Origin of the sequence: Rhizobium sp. OAE497 (assembly GCF_040546565.1) — a bacterium.
GTDB lineage: Bacteria > Pseudomonadota > Alphaproteobacteria > Rhizobiales > Rhizobiaceae > Rhizobium.
Map to the genome: position 1 here is coordinate 1,108,658 of NZ_JBEPOA010000002.1, position 20,395 is coordinate 1,129,052.

The 20,395-nt window shown below is 62.7% G+C and carries 19 protein-coding genes and 1 riboswitch; of the genes, 8 read left to right on the plus strand and 11 right to left on the minus strand.

Going from position 1 to position 20,395, the window contains the following annotated elements; translation table 11 throughout:
* The first annotated feature begins 9 nt into the window (after window positions 1-9).
* A complete protein-coding gene (locus tag ABIE40_RS24770; protein WP_354541138.1) occupies window positions 10-1,758 on the plus strand; it encodes a glycerol-3-phosphate dehydrogenase/oxidase in 1,749 nt (582 codons plus the stop codon).
* Window positions 1,759-1,811: 53 nt separating this feature from the next.
* Here the strand turns inward: ABIE40_RS24770 and ABIE40_RS24775 are convergent, their stop codons facing one another.
* The 5 genes from ABIE40_RS24775 to ABIE40_RS24795 all read right to left on the minus strand — a co-directional run bounded on the left by ABIE40_RS24775 (window position 1,812) and on the right by ABIE40_RS24795 (window position 6,776).
* Window positions 1,812-2,288, minus strand: coding sequence for a 6,7-dimethyl-8-ribityllumazine synthase (locus ABIE40_RS24775; RefSeq protein WP_112710987.1), 477 nt, complete (start codon window positions 2,286-2,288; stop codon window positions 1,812-1,814).
* 112 nt (window positions 2,289-2,400) lie between these two features.
* Window positions 2,401-2,542, minus strand: a riboswitch (FMN riboswitch).
* 62 nt (window positions 2,543-2,604) lie between these two features.
* Window positions 2,605-3,969: an FAD-containing oxidoreductase gene (locus tag ABIE40_RS24780; RefSeq protein WP_199628099.1), complete on the minus strand. Its 1,365-nt coding sequence runs from the start codon at window positions 3,967-3,969 to the stop codon at window positions 2,605-2,607.
* Entirely contained in the window at window positions 3,966-4,427 is a 462-nt protein-coding gene (locus tag ABIE40_RS24785) for a DUF4126 family protein (protein WP_199628098.1), read from the minus strand. The genes ABIE40_RS24780 and ABIE40_RS24785 overlap by 4 nt, the downstream gene beginning before the upstream one ends.
* A gap of 87 nt (window positions 4,428-4,514) precedes the next feature.
* Window positions 4,515-5,747, minus strand: a complete 1,233-nt coding sequence (locus tag ABIE40_RS24790) for a flavin monoamine oxidase family protein (protein WP_199628097.1) — start codon at window positions 5,745-5,747, stop codon at window positions 4,515-4,517.
* 90 nt (window positions 5,748-5,837) lie between these two features.
* Complete coding sequence (locus ABIE40_RS24795) at window positions 5,838-6,776, minus strand: LysR family transcriptional regulator (protein WP_199628096.1); 939 nt, start codon at window positions 6,774-6,776, stop codon at window positions 5,838-5,840.
* Window positions 6,777-7,027: 251 nt separating this feature from the next.
* Here ABIE40_RS24795 and ABIE40_RS24800 point away from each other — a divergent pair, with 251 nt between their 5' ends.
* The 7 genes from ABIE40_RS24800 to mmsB all read left to right on the plus strand — a co-directional run bounded on the left by ABIE40_RS24800 (window position 7,028) and on the right by mmsB (window position 14,296).
* Complete coding sequence (locus tag ABIE40_RS24800; RefSeq protein ID WP_199628095.1) at window positions 7,028-8,239, plus strand: ABC transporter substrate-binding protein; 1,212 nt, start codon at window positions 7,028-7,030, stop codon at window positions 8,237-8,239.
* Window positions 8,240-8,242: 3 nt separating this feature from the next.
* A complete protein-coding gene (locus tag ABIE40_RS24805) occupies window positions 8,243-9,025 on the plus strand; it encodes an ABC transporter ATP-binding protein (protein ID WP_112720571.1) in 783 nt (260 codons plus the stop codon).
* A complete protein-coding gene (locus ABIE40_RS24810) occupies window positions 9,025-9,726 on the plus strand; it encodes an ABC transporter ATP-binding protein (RefSeq protein ID WP_199628094.1) in 702 nt (233 codons plus the stop codon). Before ABIE40_RS24805 ends, ABIE40_RS24810 begins: the two co-directional genes overlap by 1 nt.
* A gap of 188 nt (window positions 9,727-9,914) precedes the next feature.
* Window positions 9,915-10,802: a branched-chain amino acid ABC transporter permease gene (locus ABIE40_RS24815; protein WP_199628093.1), complete on the plus strand. Its 888-nt coding sequence runs from the start codon at window positions 9,915-9,917 to the stop codon at window positions 10,800-10,802.
* A 1-nt stretch (window position 10,803) separates the two neighbouring features.
* A complete protein-coding gene (locus ABIE40_RS24820; RefSeq protein WP_199628092.1) occupies window positions 10,804-11,793 on the plus strand; it encodes a branched-chain amino acid ABC transporter permease in 990 nt (329 codons plus the stop codon).
* 16 nt (window positions 11,794-11,809) lie between these two features.
* Complete coding sequence (locus tag ABIE40_RS24825; protein WP_199628370.1) at window positions 11,810-13,405, plus strand: GMC family oxidoreductase; 1,596 nt, start codon at window positions 11,810-11,812, stop codon at window positions 13,403-13,405.
* A 9-nt stretch (window positions 13,406-13,414) separates the two neighbouring features.
* Window positions 13,415-14,296, plus strand: a complete 882-nt coding sequence (gene mmsB / locus ABIE40_RS24830; RefSeq protein ID WP_199628091.1) for a 3-hydroxyisobutyrate dehydrogenase — start codon at window positions 13,415-13,417, stop codon at window positions 14,294-14,296.
* Here mmsB and ABIE40_RS24835 read toward each other — a convergent pair whose 3' ends face one another.
* From ABIE40_RS24835 to ABIE40_RS24860, 6 genes are all read right to left on the minus strand, one after another.
* Entirely contained in the window at window positions 14,297-15,055 is a 759-nt protein-coding gene (locus tag ABIE40_RS24835) for a fumarylacetoacetate hydrolase family protein (protein ID WP_199628090.1), read from the minus strand. It abuts the gene before it with no gap.
* Window positions 15,056-15,134: 79 nt separating this feature from the next.
* The gene (locus ABIE40_RS24840) at window positions 15,135-16,502 is read right to left on the minus strand and encodes an FGGY-family carbohydrate kinase (protein WP_199628089.1); all 1,368 of its coding nucleotides are present in this window, start codon (window positions 16,500-16,502) and stop codon (window positions 15,135-15,137) included.
* Window positions 16,499-16,819 carry an L-rhamnose mutarotase gene (rhaM, locus tag ABIE40_RS24845; protein ID WP_199628088.1) on the minus strand — a complete coding sequence of 107 codons (321 nt, stop codon included), beginning with the start codon at window positions 16,817-16,819 and terminating at the stop codon, window positions 16,499-16,501. Before rhaM ends, ABIE40_RS24840 begins: the two co-directional genes overlap by 4 nt.
* On the minus strand, window positions 16,816-17,829 hold the full coding sequence (locus ABIE40_RS24850; RefSeq protein WP_199628087.1) for an ABC transporter permease: 1,014 nt from the start codon (window positions 17,827-17,829) through the stop codon (window positions 16,816-16,818). The genes rhaM and ABIE40_RS24850 overlap by 4 nt, the downstream gene beginning before the upstream one ends.
* Complete coding sequence (locus tag ABIE40_RS24855; RefSeq protein WP_199628086.1) at window positions 17,826-18,815, minus strand: ABC transporter permease; 990 nt, start codon at window positions 18,813-18,815, stop codon at window positions 17,826-17,828. The genes ABIE40_RS24850 and ABIE40_RS24855 overlap by 4 nt, the downstream gene beginning before the upstream one ends.
* Before the next feature lie 9 nt (window positions 18,816-18,824).
* The gene (locus ABIE40_RS24860) at window positions 18,825-20,360 is read right to left on the minus strand and encodes a sugar ABC transporter ATP-binding protein (protein ID WP_199628085.1); all 1,536 of its coding nucleotides are present in this window, start codon (window positions 20,358-20,360) and stop codon (window positions 18,825-18,827) included.
* Between the last annotated feature and the right edge of the window lie 35 nt (window positions 20,361-20,395).

Consider the following 20,395-nt stretch of genomic DNA (forward strand, 5'->3'; position numbering starts at 1 on the left):
GATACGACCATGACAGCCGACATGCAGCAGCGCTTCTCAAACCTTGGAGAGGGCGATATCGACGTCCTGATCATCGGGGCGGGCATCAATGGCGCCGGACTTTTCCGCGATCTCTCGGCGCAGGGCGTCAATTGCCTGATCATCGACAAGGGCGATTTCGGCTCCGGCACCAGCGCCGCACCCTCGCGCCTCATCCATGGCGGCCTGAAATATCTGGAGACCGGCGAATTCGGCCTCGTGGCGCAATCGACGCTGGAGCGCAATCTGCTTCTCAAAAACGCGCCGCATTGCGTCGAGCCGCTGCCGACCTTCATACCGGTCTTCTCCTGGACGCGCGGCATTTGGGCGGCCTTGCGCACGCTGTTTGGCTCGAAGACGGCACCGCGCAGCCGCGGGGCCGTGCTGATCAAGATCGGCCTCGGCCTCTACGATTTCTTCGGCTCGCGCGATCGCGTCATGCCGAAGCACCGGTTGATCTTGAAGCGGCAGGCGCGCAAGGAAATGCCGCATGTCACGCCAGCGATCGTCGCGGGCGGCATCTATTACGACGCCAAGATTAGCCGCCCGGAGCGGCTTGTCTATGAGCTGGTCAAGGATGGCTGCGATGCCAATCCGAAAAGTCTGGCCGCCAATTTCACGACACTGGATTCCGTCGAGGAGGGCCGGCTGACATTCCGGCAGGCTGACGGGTCGAGCTTCGCCGTGAAGCCGAAGCTTGTGGTCAATGCGGCTGGCCCCTGGATCGATCACGTCAATACCGCGCTGGGCGCACCGTCACACCTGATCGGCGGCACCAAGGGATCGCATATCCTGCTCGATCACCCTGAACTCGTTCGCAGCCTGAACGGCCACATGATCTATTTCGAGGCCGACGACGGCCGCATCTGTCTCGTCTACAGTTATCTCGGTCTGGCGCTGGTCGGCTCGACCGATATTCCGGCGGATGACCCAGACAACGTCCTCTGCGAGGAGCCGGAGACCGACTATTTCCTCGAAAGCGTCCGCTCGCTGCTGCCGACGCTGCGTTTCGACCGCGACCAGATCGTCTACAGCTATAGCGGCATCCGCCCGCTGCCCGCCTCGGATGCGACGGCACCGGGCCTGATCAGCCGCGATCATTCCGCACCGGTGAAGGAACCTGAAGGCAATCGCCCGTTCCCGATCGTCTCGCTGGTCGGCGGCAAGTGGACGACGTTCCGCGGCTTTGCCGAAGAAGTCGCCGATACCGTTATCTCCCGCCTGCAGCGCGACCGCCGGGAATCGACGCGCTATCTGGCGATCGGCGGCGGCAAGGGCTTTCCTGCCGATGGTGAGAAGCGTGGACACTGGATCAAGGATCTCGCATCGAAGGGCAACGTTTCTATCGAACGCGCCGACGAATTGCTGGGCCGCTACGGCACGACGGCTGCGCCGATCCTCACATTCGCTTCGGTTCATTCCGACGAGACGAGACTGACAGGCGCCCCGCGCCAAAGCTTCCGGGAGATTGACTGGATCGCCAGAAACGAGCTTGTCGTCCACCTCGCCGATATCGTGCTTCGCCGCACGACGCTGGCGATCGAGGGGCGGCTGACGATCGAGGGGCTGAGAGAAATCGCCGATATTGCCGCCGCAGCTCTCGGCTGGGATGCGGCGCGGACGGAAAGCGAGATCGCCGAAGACGTCACCGGTCAGTTGAGCCGCTTCCACGGCCAGACGCTGACGAGCACTGCTCCGGCTGCCGGCCGCGAGAAAACCCCGCGCCCGGCTTCAGGCTGACTTTGCTCAAGAGCCAACGCGCCGGTGCCATTTCCGGCGCGCGCTTCATCCGATCAGAGCGCGGCGACCGCCAGGTTGCTGCGTGCCTCGAGGATCGCCCTGCAGGCGTTAGCCGCTTCCTGGCCCTTGATCACGAAGTGGTTCATGAAGAACTCGATATGGGCTTCGCTTTCCTGGAAGTGATGCGGCGTCAGCACTGCGGAGAGAACCGGGATGCTGGTATCCAGCTGCACGCGCATCAGGCCATCGAGAACGGTGCCCGCCACGAAATCGTGCCGGTAGATACCGCCATCGACGACGAAGGCGCAGCCGAGGACCGCGGCATATTTGCCGGTGCGGGCGAGCGTCTGCGCGTGAAGCGGGATTTCAAGGGCGCCGGGAACGTCGAAGATCTCGACATCGGCGGCATTGCCGCCTTGCGCCTGCCACGTCGAAACGAAGGAATTCACGCACTGGTCGACGATACCGGCATGCCAGCGGGCACGCACGACGGCGATCTTGATGCCCTGGGGTTTGGTTGCGATAGTCATGTCTCTGCCTTTCAAGGGTGCCATTTCTGGCGGTTGCGTCGAGCCGCGAAGCGGCCCAATTCTCCCTTGGGCGAACAGCACTGCGCACCTCTCGCGCGGAAAGGTGCTGCCTGCATGCTCTCTTCCATCCGGACTATACCGTCGGCTCCGGCCTCTCACCGGATCTGCTGACCTTCCATTTGCGGAAGCGCTCGCGGGCTCCGGGTTTCCCCGATACCGCCGGTGGGGAATTGCACCCCGCCCTGAGAACAGCGCGAGATAAATCCAATTTCAGCAAGGATGCAAGTCCGGAAACGGCGTCAGATGACCTGTTTGGTCAAACAGGCTTGAGATCGCCGATGATCGTCGGAATGAGCTCCGATACGGTCGGATGGATCGGCACCGACCATTGCAGGACCGGATAGGTCGTCCCGGCATTCATGGCGTCGATGATCCCGTGGATCGCCTCGTCGCCCTCGATGCCGAGGAAGGCGGCGCCAAGGATTTCCTGGGTTTCCGCATCCGCGACGATCTTCATGAAGCCCTTGGTCTCGCCGCGTTCATTGGCGCGGCCGACACGGGTCATCGGCCGTTTCGAGACGGCGACCTTGCGGCCGGAAGAGCGCGCCTGCTTCTCCGTCATCCCGGCACGGCCGAGCGGCGGATCGATATAGAGCGCGTAGGCCGGAATGCGGCTCGAAACCTTTCGGTCGCCGCCATCAAGCAGATTGGCGGCCGCGATCTCGAAGTCGTTATAGGACGTATGCGTGAAGGCGCCGTGGCCGTTGCAGTCGCCGAGCGCATAGATGCCCTCGACATTGGTCATCAGCCGGTCGTCGACGGTGATGAAGCCGCGTTTGTCGGTCACGATACCCGCCTTGTCGAGGCCGAGATCGCCGGTATTCGGCGTGCGGCCGGTGGCGACGAGCACATGGCTGGCATTGATATCCGGCTTGCCGGAAATCGAGACGGCGATACCGTCACCCGCCTTGGCGAAAGCGATGTTCTCCGCTCCGGTATGAACGGCGATGCCTTCGGAGGTGATGATTTCCTCGATCGCATCGGAGATATCCTCGTCCTCGCGGGACGCGAGTTTCGGGCCGCGCTCGATGACGGTCACCTCGGAGCCGAAGCGGCGATACATCTGTGCGAATTCCAAGCCGATATAGCTGCCGCCGATCACCAGGAGATGGCGGGGCAGGGTATCGAGCTGGATGATCGAGGTGCTGGTCAGGTAATCGACATCGGCGAGGCCCGGAAAATCCGGAATGGTCGGCCGGGCGCCGACATTCAGGAAGATCTGCGGCGCAGTCAGCACCTCGCCATTGACCTCGACGGTCCTGGCGCCGGTGAATGTCGCGTGGCCATAGATCACCTCCATGGTCTTCATGCCGGAGAACCAGCCGGTCAGCCCGTTGCGGGCGTTCATCGTCACGGTTTCGGCGCGCTTGCGCACCACCTTCATGTCGATCCCGATCGGACCCGAAATCTTGACGCCATAGTCGCTGCCGGTGCGTGCCACATGCGCGGCGCGCGCACTCGCGACCAGCGTCTTGGTCGGCATGCAGCCGGCATTGACGCAGGTGCCGCCGAGATATTTGCGCTCGATCAGCGCCACCTTCATGCCCTTCTCGGCCATGCGGGCGGCAAGAAAGGGGCCGGCCTGACCGGCCCCGATGAAGATGGCGTCATAGGTCTTCATGCGACGGCCGAGATGATGAGGCCGGCGCCGACGATGGCGACCGCGTCTTCGATGAGGGCAGCCGGCGTATCCTTGCCGAAGATGGCCGCGAGCTTGCCGCGGGCAGCGGCACCGCCCAGCGTTCCAACGACCGCGCCGACCACACCGGCAATCAGGCCGCCTACGAGCGAACCGCCGGAAGCGCCGATCGTGGCGCCGGTCAGCGCACCCATGATGATACGGGCGCCGAACTGCATCGGCACCTTGCGGCTCGGCGTCGTCGGCAGCTGGTCGGTGATCAGCTCGACGGCGGCGAGCACCGTGAAGATCCACGGTGTCCACTTGTAGCCCATGAAGGAAAGCGGGGTCTGCGATACGTCGAACCAGCCAAGCGCCGCGCCCCAGGCGACGGCGGCAGGTGCTGTCATGGCCCGAAGGCCGGCAATGATCCCAATCAAAAATGCAAGAAATAGAAGCATGCGAGGGTCCCCTTCCTCTGCGGATGCCGAAACGGCAAAGCCAGCGTGGCACAAAGCTCTACCGGTTGCAATTGGGGGTAAACGGCTCTACCGGCCGAGTGCCTGCAGCGCCTCTTCGGCGGCGCGAAGCCCGCTTTGATAGGCGCCGTGGGCCGTCGAAAAATCCGTCTGGTGCGTTGCTTCGCCGGCAAAAAATACCCTACCGTCATAGGGCTTTGCCAGCTCGAGGCGGGCATTGGCCTGGCCGGGCAGGGCGTGGCTGTAGCCACCGCGGATCGAGGGCGTATTCGTCCACTCCGAGGCGGCGAGCGGGCGCAACTCTTTGCGGATACCTGAGCCGAAGATCGCCGCCAGTTCATCCATTGCATGCGGGAAAGCACCGTCCGGATCGGTTGCGACGGCGCGGGCTCCGGCTCCGCCGAGAAAGACCTCGATCACGGGTTTGCCGAAGGGGCGGATATAATAGGTGCCGGTCTTCGGATCGCGCGGATTGCCGAGGACATGGCTCTCGGCTTCGAAGCTGTTGCCGCCGGTTATTTCGAAATAGAGCTTCTCGTTATTGCCGAGCGGCAGTTTTGCCGCTGCCTCGCGCCACGGATCGAGCGGCGAGGGCATCCGGATAAAGCCACCCGCAAGCACATTGGTGGAGACGGCGATGATGACAGCCTTCGACCTCACAGCGCCCTGCGCTGTCTGCACAGTCACCCGGCTTCCATCGAGCGCAATCGACTGCACCGGCGTCCCGACATGCAGTTCCACCGACGCCGGCATGGTCGAGGCGACAAGCGCGCCGTAGCCGGTCTCGACCCGCCAGTTATACTCCGTCGAGGCCTCGTCATAGGCGGCATAGTCTTTCGCGGAAATTCGCTCCAGCTCGTCGCCGCTGATATAGCCGCTCAGCGCCTGCAGATAAGCGAGCCACGGTTCTCCGGGCTCCACCACGTCGATGGCGCAATCGCTTGGCGGCGGCGCATCGGCGACACGTTCGCTCCAGCGGGCAAAGGCGGCGCGGGCGGCCTCACGATCGGCCTGCGGAAAGCCGAAGTCGCGATCCTGCCGGTGCCAGGCGCTTGGCTTGCGATCGACTGAAATCCCGGCTTCCTCGGCAATCCGCGTCCAGGGATTGCGGTCGCCGGAATGCAGCCAGCCGCAACCGAGATCGATCGCGGCGACAGAAGTCTGCAACGTCCAGGCACGGCCGCCGATGCGGGGCAGGGCTTCGAAGACGGAAACCGAGAGGCCGCTTGCCGCAAGCCTTCTTGCTGCGCCGACGCCCGCGGCGCCCGCTCCGATGATGGCAATATCCGGTTCTGAATTCATGGGGCAAATAGACTCGAACGATGCCTCATCATGCGCCTTCTGTCAGGCAGCAGGCAAGCCGCCTGACGGCCTCGCCGGTACGCCAAACTATCAGCCGCTCTTGCGCCCGGCCTGCACGGCAAAGGGCGGAATGAACCGGGCATCCGGCCAGGTCACGGCCTCGCGCAGGAAATCGATCACGGCGCGTACGCGCGGCGCCTGTTTCAGGTCCTGATGACAGGTGATCCAGTAGCTGCGGGTCAGATCCACCTCGTCGGGCAGCACGCGCTCGAGCTCCGGATAGCGGCTGGCGAAGAAATACGGGAGGACGCACAGCCCCAGCCCGTTACGCGTCGCCGTCAGCTGCGCGAAAATGCTGGAGCTCTGGAATTGCGGCCGGATGCGCGGGTGGACGTCGCCGAGGTAGTCGAGGCCCGGGGCAAAGATCATCTCCTCGATATAGCTGATGAACGGATGCGACAGCAGATCTTCGCGGCTCAAGACCGGGGCGCTGGCGTCGAGATAATCCCGCGATCCATAGACCTGCAGATGATAGTCGGTGAGCTTCTCGGCATAGTAGGGGCCGCCCTTCGGTTCATCGAGCACGACGCTGATATCCGCCTCCTTGCGCGACAGCGACATGATCTGCTGGATCGTGACAAGCTCGAGCGACAGATGCGGATGCCGCTCCGCAAATTGCGGCAGCACGGTCGCAAAGAAGAAATTGGCAAAGCCTTCAGGCGCGCTGAGGCGCACGACACCGCGCTGCGCCATCGCACCGGTGGCAAGATCGGCGCGCAGCCGCTCCGTCTCCTGCTCCATCTTCTCGGCGGTCTCGACGAACCGGTTGCCCATCGCCGTCAGCACGTATCCGCGCGGATTACGCTCGAACAGCTTCACCTTCAGCGCAAATTCCAGCCGGTCGATCCGCCGCGACACCGTCGCGTGACTGGTCCGCAACTGCCGCGCCGCCGTCGACAGCTGCCCGGTTCTGGCCACCGCTAGAAAAAACTGCAGGTCGTCCCAAGTAAACTGCGAGGAATTGGTCATTCGGCTCCGTATCGGTCTTAGCCTTTGGTCTAATGCCGGCTGCGGCGGCGTGCTGCCACGAGGCCGGATTCAGTGCTTTTGGTACGGTTCTGTGCAAAAATGAACAGATACTGTTTGGAATTATTTGTAAACGCTTGGTTGCCTCATCGGAAAAATTCCGTGATCGTGGGCGTTGAGTGGCTGTCTTGAGGAGGACGGCTCGTCAAATTTGAACAGACTCGCAATCTGCCAATCTCTGGGAGGAGAGACATATGCGAAAGAGCTTCATTGCATCCGTTGCATTTCTTTTGGCAAGCAGCACGGCCGTCTTCGCGCAGAGCGCGACGGTTTCCGACGGCAAGGTCAAGATCGGCATTCTGAACGATCAGTCCGGCGTCTATGCGGATTTCGGCGGCAAGTCTTCGGTCGAGGCCGCCAAGATGGCGGTCGAGGATTTCGGCGGCAAGGTGCTCGACATGCCGATCGAGATCGTCGATGCCGACCACCAGAACAAGCCCGACGTCGCCTCGAACATTGCCCGCCAGTGGTATGACACCGAGCAAGTGGATGCGATCATGGAGCTGACGACATCCTCGGTGGCGCTTGCCGTCCAGGCCGTCGCCAAGGAAAAGAAAAAGATTGATATCGTTACCGGTGCTGCGACCACCGACTTGACCGGCAAGGCCTGCAGCCCCTACGGCTTCCACTGGGCCTATGACACACATGCTCTCGCAGTCGGCACCGGCGGCGCGCTCGTCAAGCAGGGCGGCGACAGCTGGTTCTTCCTGACCGCCGACTATGCCTTCGGCTATTCGCTGGAGCAGCAGACCGGCGACTTCGTCAAGGCGAATGGCGGCACGATCGTCGGCTCGGTGCGCCACCCGCTGTCGAGCCAGGATTTCTCGTCCTTCCTGCTGCAGGCGCAGTCTTCTGGCGCCAAGGTCATCGGCCTTGCCAATGCCGGGCTCGATACCGCGAACGCCATCAAGCAGGCGGCCGAATTCGGTATCGTCCAGGGAGGCCAGCGGCTTGCGGCTCTGCTCTTCACGCTCGCTGAAGTGCATGGTCTCGGCCTTGAGGCGGCGCAGGGTCTGACGCTGACCGAAGGCTATTACTGGAACCTCGACGACAAGAGCCGCGAATTCGGCAAGAAGTTCTTCGACCGCACCGGCAAGATGCCGAACATGATCCATGCCGGCACCTATTCCGCCGTGCTGCAATATCTGAAGGCCGTGCAGAAGGCCGGCACAGACGAGACGGAAGCCGTTGCCAAGCAGCTGCATGAAATGCCCGTCGACGACGTCTTCGGCCGCGGCGGCACAGTCGGCGCCAACGGCCGCATGATCCACGACATGTATCTGCTGCAGGTCAAGAAGCCTGAGGAGAGCAAGGAGGCGTGGGATTACTACAACGTGCTCGCCACCATTCCCGGCAAGGAAGCCTACATCGATCCCGCCAAGAGCGGCTGCGATCTGGTGAAGTGATCCATGGCGGTTTCCGCACCAGTGACTGACACGAAGCCGCGGGTGGTTCTTTCCGCCCGCGGTCTGAGACGGGATTTTGGCGGCTTCACCGCGGTGAAGAATGTCGATCTCGATATCCATGATGCCAGTGTCCACGCGCTGATCGGCCCGAACGGGGCGGGAAAGACCACGGTCTTCAACCTGCTCACCAAGTTCCTGCAGCCGACGGCGGGCACGATTACGCTGATGGGTACCGATATCACCAAGACGCCCCCCGACCGGGTGGCGCGCATGGGGCTCGTGCGCTCCTTCCAGATTTCGGCGGTCTTTCCGCATCTTTCCGTGCTCGACAATGTGCGCGTCGCGCTGCAGCGCCCGAACAATCTGTCGACGCAGTTCTGGCGGCCGCTTTCGGCGCTCGATCAGCTGACCGGCCGGGCCGAGCAACTGCTAGCGAGCGTCGGTCTTTCCAAGGAGCGCGACGCGATCGCCGCCGATCTTTCCTATGGCCGCAAGCGCGTGCTGGAGATCGCCACGACGCTGGCGCTCGATCCCAAGGTGCTGCTGCTCGACGAGCCGATGGCCGGCATGGGGCAGGAGGATGTCAGCGTCGTTTCCGCCATCATCCGCGACGTCGCCCGTGACCGCGCCGTGCTGATGGTCGAGCACAATCTCTCTGTCGTCGCCAATATCTGCCAGCATGTCACCGTGCTGCAGCGAGGCGAGATCCTCGCCGAGGGCGATTACGCGACGGTCAGCCAGGATCCGCGCGTCCGCCAGGCCTATATGGGCTCGGAGGAGGGCTGATGGCGGCGCTGCTCGAAATTCAGGGGCTGAACGCCTGGTACGGCGAAAGCCACATCCTGCACGGCATCGACATGACGGTCGGCGAGGGCGAGACAATCACCATCCTCGGCCGCAACGGCGTCGGCAAGACGACGACGCTGCGCACCATCACCGGCATCGTCCGTGCCCGAAAGGGAAAGATCAGCTTTGCCGGAACCGACATGATGCAGGTGCCGCTGCACAAGACAGCGCATAAGGGCATCGGCTTCGTTCCCGAGGAGCGCGGCATTTTCTCGACGCTGACCGTCTCCGAAAACCTGCTGCTGCCGCCCGTCGTCGCCGAAGGCGGGATGACGATCGACGAGATATACGAGCTCTTTCCGAACCTCTATGAGCGGCGTGCAAGCTCCGGCACCAAGCTTTCCGGCGGCGAACAGCAGATGCTGGCGATCGCCCGTGTGCTGCGCACCGGCGTGAAGATGCTGCTGCTCGACGAGCCGACCGAGGGCTTGGCGCCCGTCATCGTCCAGCGCATCGGCGAGGTGCTGAAGACGCTGAAACAGCGCGGCATGACGATCCTGCTCGTCGAGCAGAACTTCCGCTTCGCCAGCCGCATCGCCGACCGCTTCTATCTGATGGATCATGGGCAGGTGGTGTCGGAATTCCCGGTCGGCGAACTGCCGCAGCGGATGGATACGCTGCACAAGGTTTTGGGGGTTTAGGGTATGGTTGCGTTCCTGATCAAGACCCCTCCCCAACCCCTCCCCACAAGGGGGAGGGGCTTACTTCGCCGCACCGCCGACATCCGATTGACGCGAGCGTGCGCCGCGAGTCTTCTCCCCCCTCGTGGGGGAGATGGCCGGCAGGCCAGAGAGGGCATTTCATCCCACAGAAATGAGGAGATCGCCCCATGACCATGATCTTCGGCATCCCCCTCCAGGCATTCCTCGGCCAGCTGCTGATCGGTCTGATCAACGGCTCCTTCTACGCGCTGCTCAGCCTCGGCCTCGCCATCATCTTCGGCCTGCTGCGGGTCATCAACTTCGCCCATGGCGCGCAATACATGCTCGGCGCCTTCGTCGCCTATCTGATGCTCGCCTATGGCGGTATCGGCTATTGGCCGGCGCTGATCCTGGCGCCTGTCATCGTCGGCCTGTTCGGGGCCGTCATCGAGCGGTTGTTCCTGCGGCGGCTCTATGATCTCGATCCGCTCTACGGCCTGCTCTTCACCTTCGGCATGGCGCTGGCGATCGAGGGGACGTTCCGCTATCTCTACGGCTCCTCCGGCCAGCCCTATGCGACGCCAGCAGCACTCGCCGGCGGCACGAATCTCGGCTTCATGTTCCTGCCGATCTATCGCGGCTGGGTGGTCATCGTCTCGCTGGTGATCTGCATCGGCACATGGCTGTTGATCGAGAAGACCAAGCTCGGCGCCTATCTGCGTGCCGCCACCGAAAACACGACGCTGGTGCAGGTCTTCGGCGTCAACGTTCCACTGCTGTTGACCCTGACCTACGCGCTCGGCGCCGGTCTGGCGGCCTTTGCCGGTGTGCTCGCGGCGCCGATCTACCAGGTCTCGCCGCTGATGGGCTCGAACATCATCATCGTCGTCTTTGCCGTCGTGGTCGTCGGCGGCATGGGCTCGATCATGGGGGCGATCATCACAGGTTATGTGCTCGGTATCGCCGAGGGCCTGACCAAGGTTTTCTATCCTGAGGCGTCGAATATCGTGATCTTCGTGATCATGGCGATCGTCCTTCTCATCCGGCCTGCGGGCCTCTTCGGCCGGGATGCGTGACATGACTGACATCACCGAAACCATCCGCACGGAAAAGAGCCGCACCGCACTATCGGTCCAGGCCGGGTTCCTGGTCATCGGCCTGCTGCTTCTGCTGCTGGCGCCGTTTTTCTTCTACCCGATCTTCCTGATGAAGCTGCTGTGCTTCGCGCTCTTTGCCTGTGCCTTCAACCTGCTGCTCGGCTATACCGGGCTGCTTTCCTTTGGCCACGCGACCTTCTTCGGCGGTGCAGCCTATTTCACCGCCTATACGGTGAAGGAATGGGGCCTGCCGCCGGAGCTCGGCATTCTCGTCGGTGTCGCGGGCGCGGCGTTCCTCGGGCTGGTGATGGGCTACATAGCGATCCGCCGGCAGGGCATCTACTTCGCGATGATCACGCTGGCGCTGTCGCAGATGTTCTTCTTCTTTTGCCTGCAGGCGGAGTTCACCGAGGGCGAGGACGGCATCCAGTCTGTCCCGCGCGGGCATCTTCTCGGCTTCATCGACCTGAACGACTCGACGAACATGTATTTCTTCGTGCTCGCCGTCTTCATAATCGGCCTCCTGATCATCTGGCGCTTCATCAATTCGCCCTTCGGGATGATCCTGAAATCGATCCGTGAAAACGAGCAGCGCGCCGTATCGCTCGGCTATTCCGTGGCGCGCTACAAGCTCGGTGCCTTCGTGATGTCGGCGGCGCTTGCCGGACTTGCGGGGGCGGTCAAATCGCTCGTCTTCCAATTCGCGACGCTGACCGATGTCGCCTGGCAGATGTCGGGCGAAGTGATCCTGATGACGCTGCTCGGCGGCATCGGCACGCTGATCGGGCCGATCTTCGGAGCCGGGCTCGTGGTGACGCTGCAGAACTATCTCGCAACCTCGGAATTCCCTGTCACGATCATCACCGGTGTCGTCTTCATGGTCTGCGTGCTGATTTTCCGCCGTGGTATTATCGGTGAGTTCTACGCGTCGCGGATCGGCCGCAAGCTGGGCTTTGTCTATCGCCGCTGAGCGGCCGGTGCTGAAGATGGATCGCTACGACTATATCATCATCGGCGCTGGCAGCGCGGGCTGCGTGCTCGCCAACCGCCTGTCTGAGGACCGCAACAACCGCGTCCTGCTGCTGGAGGCCGGTGGCAACGACAACTACCACTGGATCCATATTCCGGTCGGCTATCTCTACTGCATCAACAACCCGCGCACCGACTGGTGCTTCACGACGGCGCCCGAGGACGGGCTGAATGGCCGGGCGCTCAACTATCCGCGCGGTAAGGTGCTCGGCGGCTGCTCGTCGATCAACGGCATGATTTATATGCGCGGCCAGGCCCGCGACTACGATCTCTGGCGGCAGATGGGCTGCCCCGGCTGGAGCTGGGACGACGTGCTGCCCTTCTTCCGCAAGTCGGAGGATCACTACCGCGGCAAGAACGAGATGCACGGTGCTGGTGGCGAATGGCGGGTCGAGAAGGCGCGCGTCAAATGGGCGGTCCTCGATGCCTTCCAGCAGGCGGCGAAGGAAGCGGGCATTCCCGTCACCGAGGATTTCAATCGCGGGACCAACGAGGGCTCCGGCTATTTCGACGTCAACCAGCGCTCCGGCATCCGCTGGAATGCCACCAAGGCTTTTCTCCGCCCGGCGATGAAGCGCGGCAATCTCAAGGTCATGACCAAGGCGCAGGTGCGCCGGCTGCTGATCGAGGATGGCGTGGTCACCGGCGTCGATTTCCAGCATGGCGGCACGCCCAGGCAGGCCTATGCGTCGAAGGAGACGATTCTCTCCGCCGGATCGATCGGTACGCCGCATATACTAGAGCTATCGGGCATCGGCCGCGGCGACGTGCTGCAGAATGCAGGCATCGACGTTGTCAGCGAAGTGAGGGGTGTCGGCGAGAACCTGCAGGATCACCTGCAGCTGCGGCTGGCCTACAAGGTAACCGGTGTTCCGACGCTGAACGAGAAGGCGACGAAGCTGATCGGCAAGGCGGCGATCGGGCTTGAATATCTCGTGCGCCGCTCCGGGCCGATGGCGATGGCGCCGAGCCAGCTCGGCATCTTCACCCGTTCGGGGCCGGACAAGGAGACGCCCGATCTGCAATATCACGTGCAGCCGGTCTCTCTCGACAAGTTCGGCGATCCCGTCCACGCCTTCCCGGCTATCACGGCGAGCGTCTGCAATTTGCGGCCGGAAAGCCGCGGTTCGGTGCACCTGTCGAGCCCGGATTTCGCCATGCAGCCGACGATCGCGCCAAAATACCTCTCGACGGAACGCGATCGCGACATAGCTGTCAGATCGATAAAGCTGACGCGGCGGATCGTGGCGCAGCCGTCCTTCGCACGCTTCAGCCCGGAAGAGTTCAAGCCCGGCCCGTCCTACCGGAGCGATGAGGAGCTGGCGCAGGCGGCGGGCGACATCGGCACGACGATCTTCCATCCCGTCGGCACTTGCCGGATGGGCGGCGATCGCGAGAGCGTCGTCGATCCGCGGCTGAAGATGCGGGCGCTAGGGCGGCTCCGGATCGCCGATGCCTCGATCATGCCGTCGATCACGTCGGGAAACACCAATTCGCCTGTGATCATGATCGCCGAAAAAGCGGCGGCCATGATCCTCGAAGACAACAGATAGGAGACACCAGTGGCACGGATCGCGTTCATCGGCCTCGGTAATATGGGCGGCCCGATGGCTGCCAATCTCGTCAAGGCGGGCCATCAGGTGACCGGTTTCGACCTCGCAGCGACGGTGCTGAAGGCGGCGGAAGAGAGCGGCGTGAAGCCCGCCAGCCATGCCAGCCAGGCCGTCAAGGATGCCGAGATCATCGTCACCATGCTGCCGCAGGGAAAGCATGTGCTGACCGCCTGGGCCGATATCCTGCAATCAGCGGCAGAGGGATCTCTGGTCATCGACTGCTCGACCATCGATGTCGAGAGTTCGCGCAAGGCGCATGATCTCGCCAAGGCGGCGGGCTGCCTTTCGCTCGATGCGCCGGTCTCCGGCGGCACCGGCGGGGCGACGGCGGGAACGCTGACCTTCATGGCAGGCGGATCAGACGAGAGCTTCGCCAAGGCAAAGCCGATCCTTGAGGCAATGGGCAAGAAGATCGTCCATTGCGGCGAGGCGGGAGCGGGGCAGGCCGCCAAGATCTGCAACAACATGATCCTTGGCATTTCAATGATCGGCGTCTGCGAGGCCTTCGTGCTTGCCGAAAAGCTCGGTCTCTCGCATCAGGCGCTCTTCGATGTCGCCTCGACCTCGTCGGGCCAGTGCTGGTCGATCAATACCTATTGCCCGGTTCCGGGGCCGGTGCCGACATCGCCTGCCAATAATGACTACAAGCCGGGCTTTGCTGCGGCCCTTATGCTGAAGGACTTGCGGCTGTCGCAGGAGGCAGCACTGTCGAGCGGCGCATCGACACCGCTCGGCGCCGAGGCGGCGCAGCTTTATGCCTTGTTCGAAAAGCTCGGCAATGGCGGAAAGGACTTTTCCGCCATCATCGAGATGTTCCGCAACAGGGACTGATTACTGCGTCAGCGACAGGTGCATCCTGGCATCGCCGAGCGTCGTGTCGAGCTCGCCGCCCGAGGCAAGCTCGATCGCGCCGCAGAGTGAGCCGGTGGTGATGACTGCGCCGGAACGCAGCGAGCTGTCCGGCCGGAACGTGTCGTTGGCATAATCGGCCAGCCAGGTGAGCACATCGACCTTCACATGCTGGGCCGTCGCATCATAGATCGGCTGGCCGTTCAGTGTCACCTTCAGCGGCGTGCCGGTGCAGGTATCGAGGATCGACCGCGGCAGCGCCGGACCGAGCACATAGCCGAGATTGGCAAGGCGGTCTGCGAGGAAGAGCAGCGGAGAAATCTTGTTGCCCTCGGCGACCGCGGTCCACGACAGCTCGACGCCGAGATAGGCATCAGCAACGGCATCCGCGATCTCGGCGCGGGTGTATTTGCCGCCGCTGCGGATCGGCAGATCCTTGCCGAGGCGCACCGCGATCTCCGCTTCGTACTTCATGCCCGCGACCCAGGGGAGCTTCGCGCCCGATACGGCTTCGACATAGGGATGCAGCGGCGCCGTTACCGGCTGATTGTCCGCCGGCATCGCGACCTTCCAGGCATTGCTGCGAATGCCTTCCTCGGCCGAAAGGAAATTCTGCGCATCCATGGCCTGGCGATGGTCGCCGGGCAGCGGGAACTCCGCGGTGGAGGCCTGCTTGCCGGCGTTGCGAAGGCTGCGAAGCTTGGCCGCAAGGGCGCGCGGATCGAAGGCTGAATCTGTCATGGTATTTCCTCCACCTGATGTGTGCGCGCAAACTAAACGCCTGAGATAGATGGGGTAAAGCGCGGCCTTGGAAAGACTGTTATTCCGTCAGCGCATACCAAGCGGCGCGATAGGCCACGAGCCCGGCGATATCGGACGGCGCGAAACGCGTCTCCTTGGTCGGCGCCGGCTTGACGCCGGTCAGCAGCGAAGCGCCCTGGCTGGTGCCGGTCGAGCCGGGAAGCGCGATGACCTCACGCTGCGTCAGCGCTGCCATGAGCTTGAGATAAAGACCGTTCGTCGAGAACGGTCCCTCGACGATCACCGGCCCCTTGGCGCCGATCAGATCAAGGCAGGCTTGGCTCATCAGCGCGAGATAGAGGCACGCGGCGGCATAGCGCTCGGCAGAGCCCGCTGCATCGGCGTTGATCCATTGCCTTTCCCGTCCGGGGAAGGGGCCGGAGCCCGGCGCCACGTTGGGCAGCAGCATGATCTTGCCGGAAATGACGGATGGCAGGGCAGCGATCGCATCGTCCTCGGAAACCTTGCCGATCTCGGCCGAAAGTATTTCGAACTCACGCCCGCCCATGAAGCGCGAGGAGGGGACCGCGCGGCCATAGGCATCGACATTGGCGAGCGCATCGCGCTTCGCATCGAGATGTTCCAGATCACCACCGACGCCGAAATTGACGACCCAGGTGCCGGTCGAGACGACGGCGAAGGGCGCTTCGCGGGCAACCAGATGCGGCAGCAGCGAGGCGTTGGAATCGTGGATGCCACAATAGACCGGAACCGAGATGCCGATCTCCTTGGCAATATCAGGCAGCAGTGGGCCGAGCGCATCGAACGCCGAGCGGATCGGTGCCATCAGATCGCGAATGCCGAGTGTATCGACCAGTGTCGAATACTGCCCGGTCTTCGGGTTCCACAGATCTGTATGGCAGCCGAGCGATGTCGCTTCGTTGGCGGCAACGCCGGTCAGTCGCGCCGCCCAGTATTGCGGGTAGGTGACGATCGCGGCGACCTTCGCGAAGTCATCCGGAAAAGCCGTCTTCTGATAATGCAGCTGGGCGCCGATATTCAGGCCCATCGTCTGGCGCGGCGAATAAGTCTCGCTGAAGGGCGGGCGGAGCGCCGTATAGGCGTCGCGGATTGCGACGGGATATTCGTGTTCGTAGTCGAGCACCGGCATGGCGAGATTGCCACCAGCATCGAGAAGGGCCGCCGATGCACCATGGGTGGTGATCGAGATTGCCTCGAAACCCGGCTCCTTCGCAAAGCGCCTGAAGGCGTCGAGCATGAAGGACCAGAGCGCTTCGACATCGTAATGCGGATAGACCCCGTCCTTGAGAACGGTATTCGCCATCCTGGCGGCAGCGATCTCGCCGCCGGTTTCGGCGTCGAGGACGACGACCTTGGCGTTGGTCTTGCCGATATCGAGAACGGCGATGCGGCGATAGCTGCTCATGGCATATGGAAGACGGTGACGAGATCGCTTTGGACGGGCGAATTGTCGGGGTTGGTCGCCATGATGTCGGCCATATGCGACCACCACTTCTTCATCACCGGATGTTCCGGCAGGCTCGCCATCGTATGATCGGCCGGGCGCGTCAGCACGCCGAACAGCGTGTTGGTCTCGCGGTCGAGATGGATCGAGTAATCGCTGGCGCCGGATTTATGCAGGAGATCAACCAGTTCCGGCCAGATCTCGTCATGCCGCTTGATGTATTCGGCTTCCATGCCCGGATTGAGCTTCATCTTGAAGGCGTGTTTCTGCATGGTCATTTGGAGCTCATCAGCTTGATGCGGCGGGCGATGATCGGGATGGCGATGGTGATGATCAGGAGCAGGCCGATGAAGATCGACATGACGATGCCGGGAACATTGAGCAAGCCAAGGCCGAAGGTCACCAGACCCATGACGAAGGCGGCGATAACGACGCCGCCGATCGTGCCGGAGCCGCCGAGGATCGATACGCCGCCGAGCACCACCATGGTCACCACTTCGAGCTCCCATCCCTGGGCGATCGAGGGGCGCGTCGAGCCGAGGCGCGAGGTCAGGCAGACGGCTGCGATGCCGCTCATCACGCCTGTCAGCACGAAAAGGATGAACTTGATGCGCTCGACCGGGATGCCGGAGAAGCGGGCGGCGAACTCGTTATTGCCGATCGTGTAGATCTGGCGGCCGAAATTCGTGGCATGAAGCAGGATCGCGAAGGCAATCGCCAGCACGATGAACAGCACGAATTCGAACGAAAACACCCAGAAGACATAGCCCTGGCCGAAATAGGCGAAATCGGCCGGATACTTGCCGTAGGCCTGGTCGCCGAGCACGATATAGGAAATGCCGCGGAACAGGCTCATCGTGCCGATGGTCACGACGATCGACGGCAGTTTCATTACCGAAACGAGGAAGCCGTTGAAGATGCCGCAGAGGAGGCCGGTTCCGATGCCGATCAGCACGATGACGGGCGTTCCGAAGCCTGCCTGAACGGCTGCGCCCATCGCCGTCGAGGCAAGCGCGATGATGGCGGCGACGGAGAGGTCGATTTCACCGGCGATGACGAGCAGCGCCATGGCAAAGGCGATCATCGCCTTTTCGGTGAAGTTGAAGGTCGCATCCGAGAGGTTCCAGGCATCGAGGAAATAGGGTGACGCCACGGAATTGAAGATGAAGATCAGCACGGCGACGCCGAAGAGCAGGACTTCCCAGCTCGACATGATGCGGCGCAATGGCGTGCCCAGACGATCGGGAATGACGCGCTTTTCAGGCGCTGCTGACGAAACGGTGCTCATGCTGCCACCTCTGCTGCTGCCTTGTCCCGCAGGATGATGCGACCGCGATTGCGTTCGCGGCGGGCGTTGAAGACGACGGCGAGGATGATGACCGTCCCCGAGATCGCCATCTGCGTGAAGGGCGAGATGCCGATAACGGGAAGGGCGTTCTTGATGACGCCGAGGAACAGCGCGCCGAGCACCGTGCCGATGACCGAGCCGACGCCACCAGCAATCGAGATGCCGCCGATGACGCAGGCCGCGACGCTGTCGAGCTCGAAACCGTTGGCGATATCGACATAGGCTACGGCATAGCGCGAGACCCAGAGATAGCTGGAAAGGCCCGCCAGCGCGCCCGAGAGCACGAAGGCGAGGAACTTCGTCCAGCCGGTATCGATCCCGGCATAGACGGCAGCCGTCGGATTGCCGCCGGTCGCATAGGCCGAGCGGCCGAACTGCGTGTATTTCAGGAGCATGTACATCAAGAGCACGATGATGATGCCGACCCAGCTCAAGACCGGCAGGCCGAGGATCGGCTCGCGCGGGACGGAGAGGAAAGTCGGCGTCATCTGATGGGCGTTCACCCAGGCGCCGCCGGAGAGGACGAAGGCCATGCCGCGATAGATCGTCAGCGTACCCAGCGTCACCACGATCGGCGGTATTTCGAGCGCCCAGACGAGGAAGCCGTTGATGGCGCCGAGTGCGGCGCCGATCGCGATCGCCGCGACGATCAGCACAATCAATGGGATGCCGGGATAGGCGGCGTTCAGCATGGCGATCGCCATGCCGGTAAAGGCAAGGTTGGCGGCGACCGAGAGGTCGATCGATTTCGTCAGGATGACGGTCATCTGCGCCAGCGCCAGGATGATCAGGATCGAAGTATCGTTGAAGATGCCGGCGAGGTTCGACGGCGTCGCGAAATCGGACGCGCGCGTCGAGAAGATGCCGATCATCACGACTATGATGACGAAAAGCAGGGTTTCGCGTTTTCTGATCAGTCTTGCCATGCTTTTACCTCACGCATTTCCGGTCGCCGCGCGCACCAGCACTTCCGGCGAGAGTTTGTCGCGGTCGTAGAGGCCGGCCGAAAGGCCTTCCTTCATCACCAGCACACGATCGGACATGCCGATAATCTCCGGCAGTTCCGAAGAGATCATGATGATCGACAGGCCCTCGGCCGCAAGCTCGCTGATGAAGCCATGGACGGCGGCCTTGGAGCCGATATCGATGCCCTTGGTCGGCTCGTCGAGAATGATGACCTTCGGCATGGTGGCCAGCCACTTGCCGATGACGACCTTCTGCTGGTTGCCGCCCGAAAGCGTGCCGACGGGCACTGAGAGCGCGGCCGCGCGGAGATCCAGCCGCTCGGCATATTTGCGGGCGAGGGCGAATTCTTCCGCGGCCTTCAGGAAGCCCTTGCGCGAGGTTCGCGTCAGCGACGGCAGGGTCATGTTCTGATAGATCGGCATCGGCAGCGCCAGGCCATGGCGGCCGCGTTCTTCGGGCACATAGACGATACCGGCGCGGATCGCATCGAGCGGCGAATTGATCGACAGTTCCTTGCCTTCCAGTGTCAGGCGGCCGGAGAGCGGCTTGGTGATGCCGAACAGCGATTGGCCGAGCTCCGAGCGGCCGGCGCCGATCAGGCCGTAGACGCCGAGGATTTCGCCCTTGCGGAGCGTGAAGGAAATGTCGCGGAATTCTGTACGGTGACAGTATTTCTCGACGCTCATGACCGGAGCGCCGATCGCCACGTCGATCTTCGGGAAGGCGTTCTCGACGTCGCGGCCGACCATCATCTTGACGATCGTATCCTGCGGCGTCTCCTTGAGACGCCCGGCACCGACCGCCTTGCCGTCGCGAAAGACGGCGAAATTGTCGGCGATCTCGTAGAGCTCGTCGAACTTGTGGCTGATGAAGAGGATCGCCTTGCCCTTGGCCTTCAGGCCCTGGACGATGCGGAAGAGATCGTCGATCTCCTTGCGCGAAAGGGCGGCCGTCGGCTCGTCCATGATGACGATCCGGGCCTCGATCGACAGCGCACGGGCGATCGCCACCAGATGGCGCTGCGCGATCGAGAGGTCCTTGAGGCGGATCGTCGGATCGATATTGCTTTCCAGCGAGATCAGCAGCTCCCTCGAGCGCTCGTTCATCGCCTTCCAGTCGATGGTGCGGAAGCGGGTTTTCGGCGCATGGCCGAGAAAGATGTTTTCGGCAACCGTCAGCTCGTCGAAGAGCACGGTTTCCTGGTGGATGGCGGTGACGCCTGCGTCGATCGCGGCCTGCGCGCTCGTAAAGCTGACAGTCTGCCCATCGACGATGATCTCGCCTTCGTTCGGGCGGTAGATGCCGGTGAGGATCTTGACCAGCGTCGATTTGCCGGCGCCGTTTTCTCCGATGAGCGCCGTGACCTTGCCCGGATAGAGCGCAATGCTGACATTATCGAGCGCCTTCACGCCCGGGAATATCTGCGAAATGCCGCGCATTTCGAGAATGGCGGGCGCGTCATCGGGCCTTGTGGCCTGGACTGGTTCTTGAAGGGCAGTCGTCATCAGCAAAACCATGAAGAAAGAGAAGCCCGGCGGCA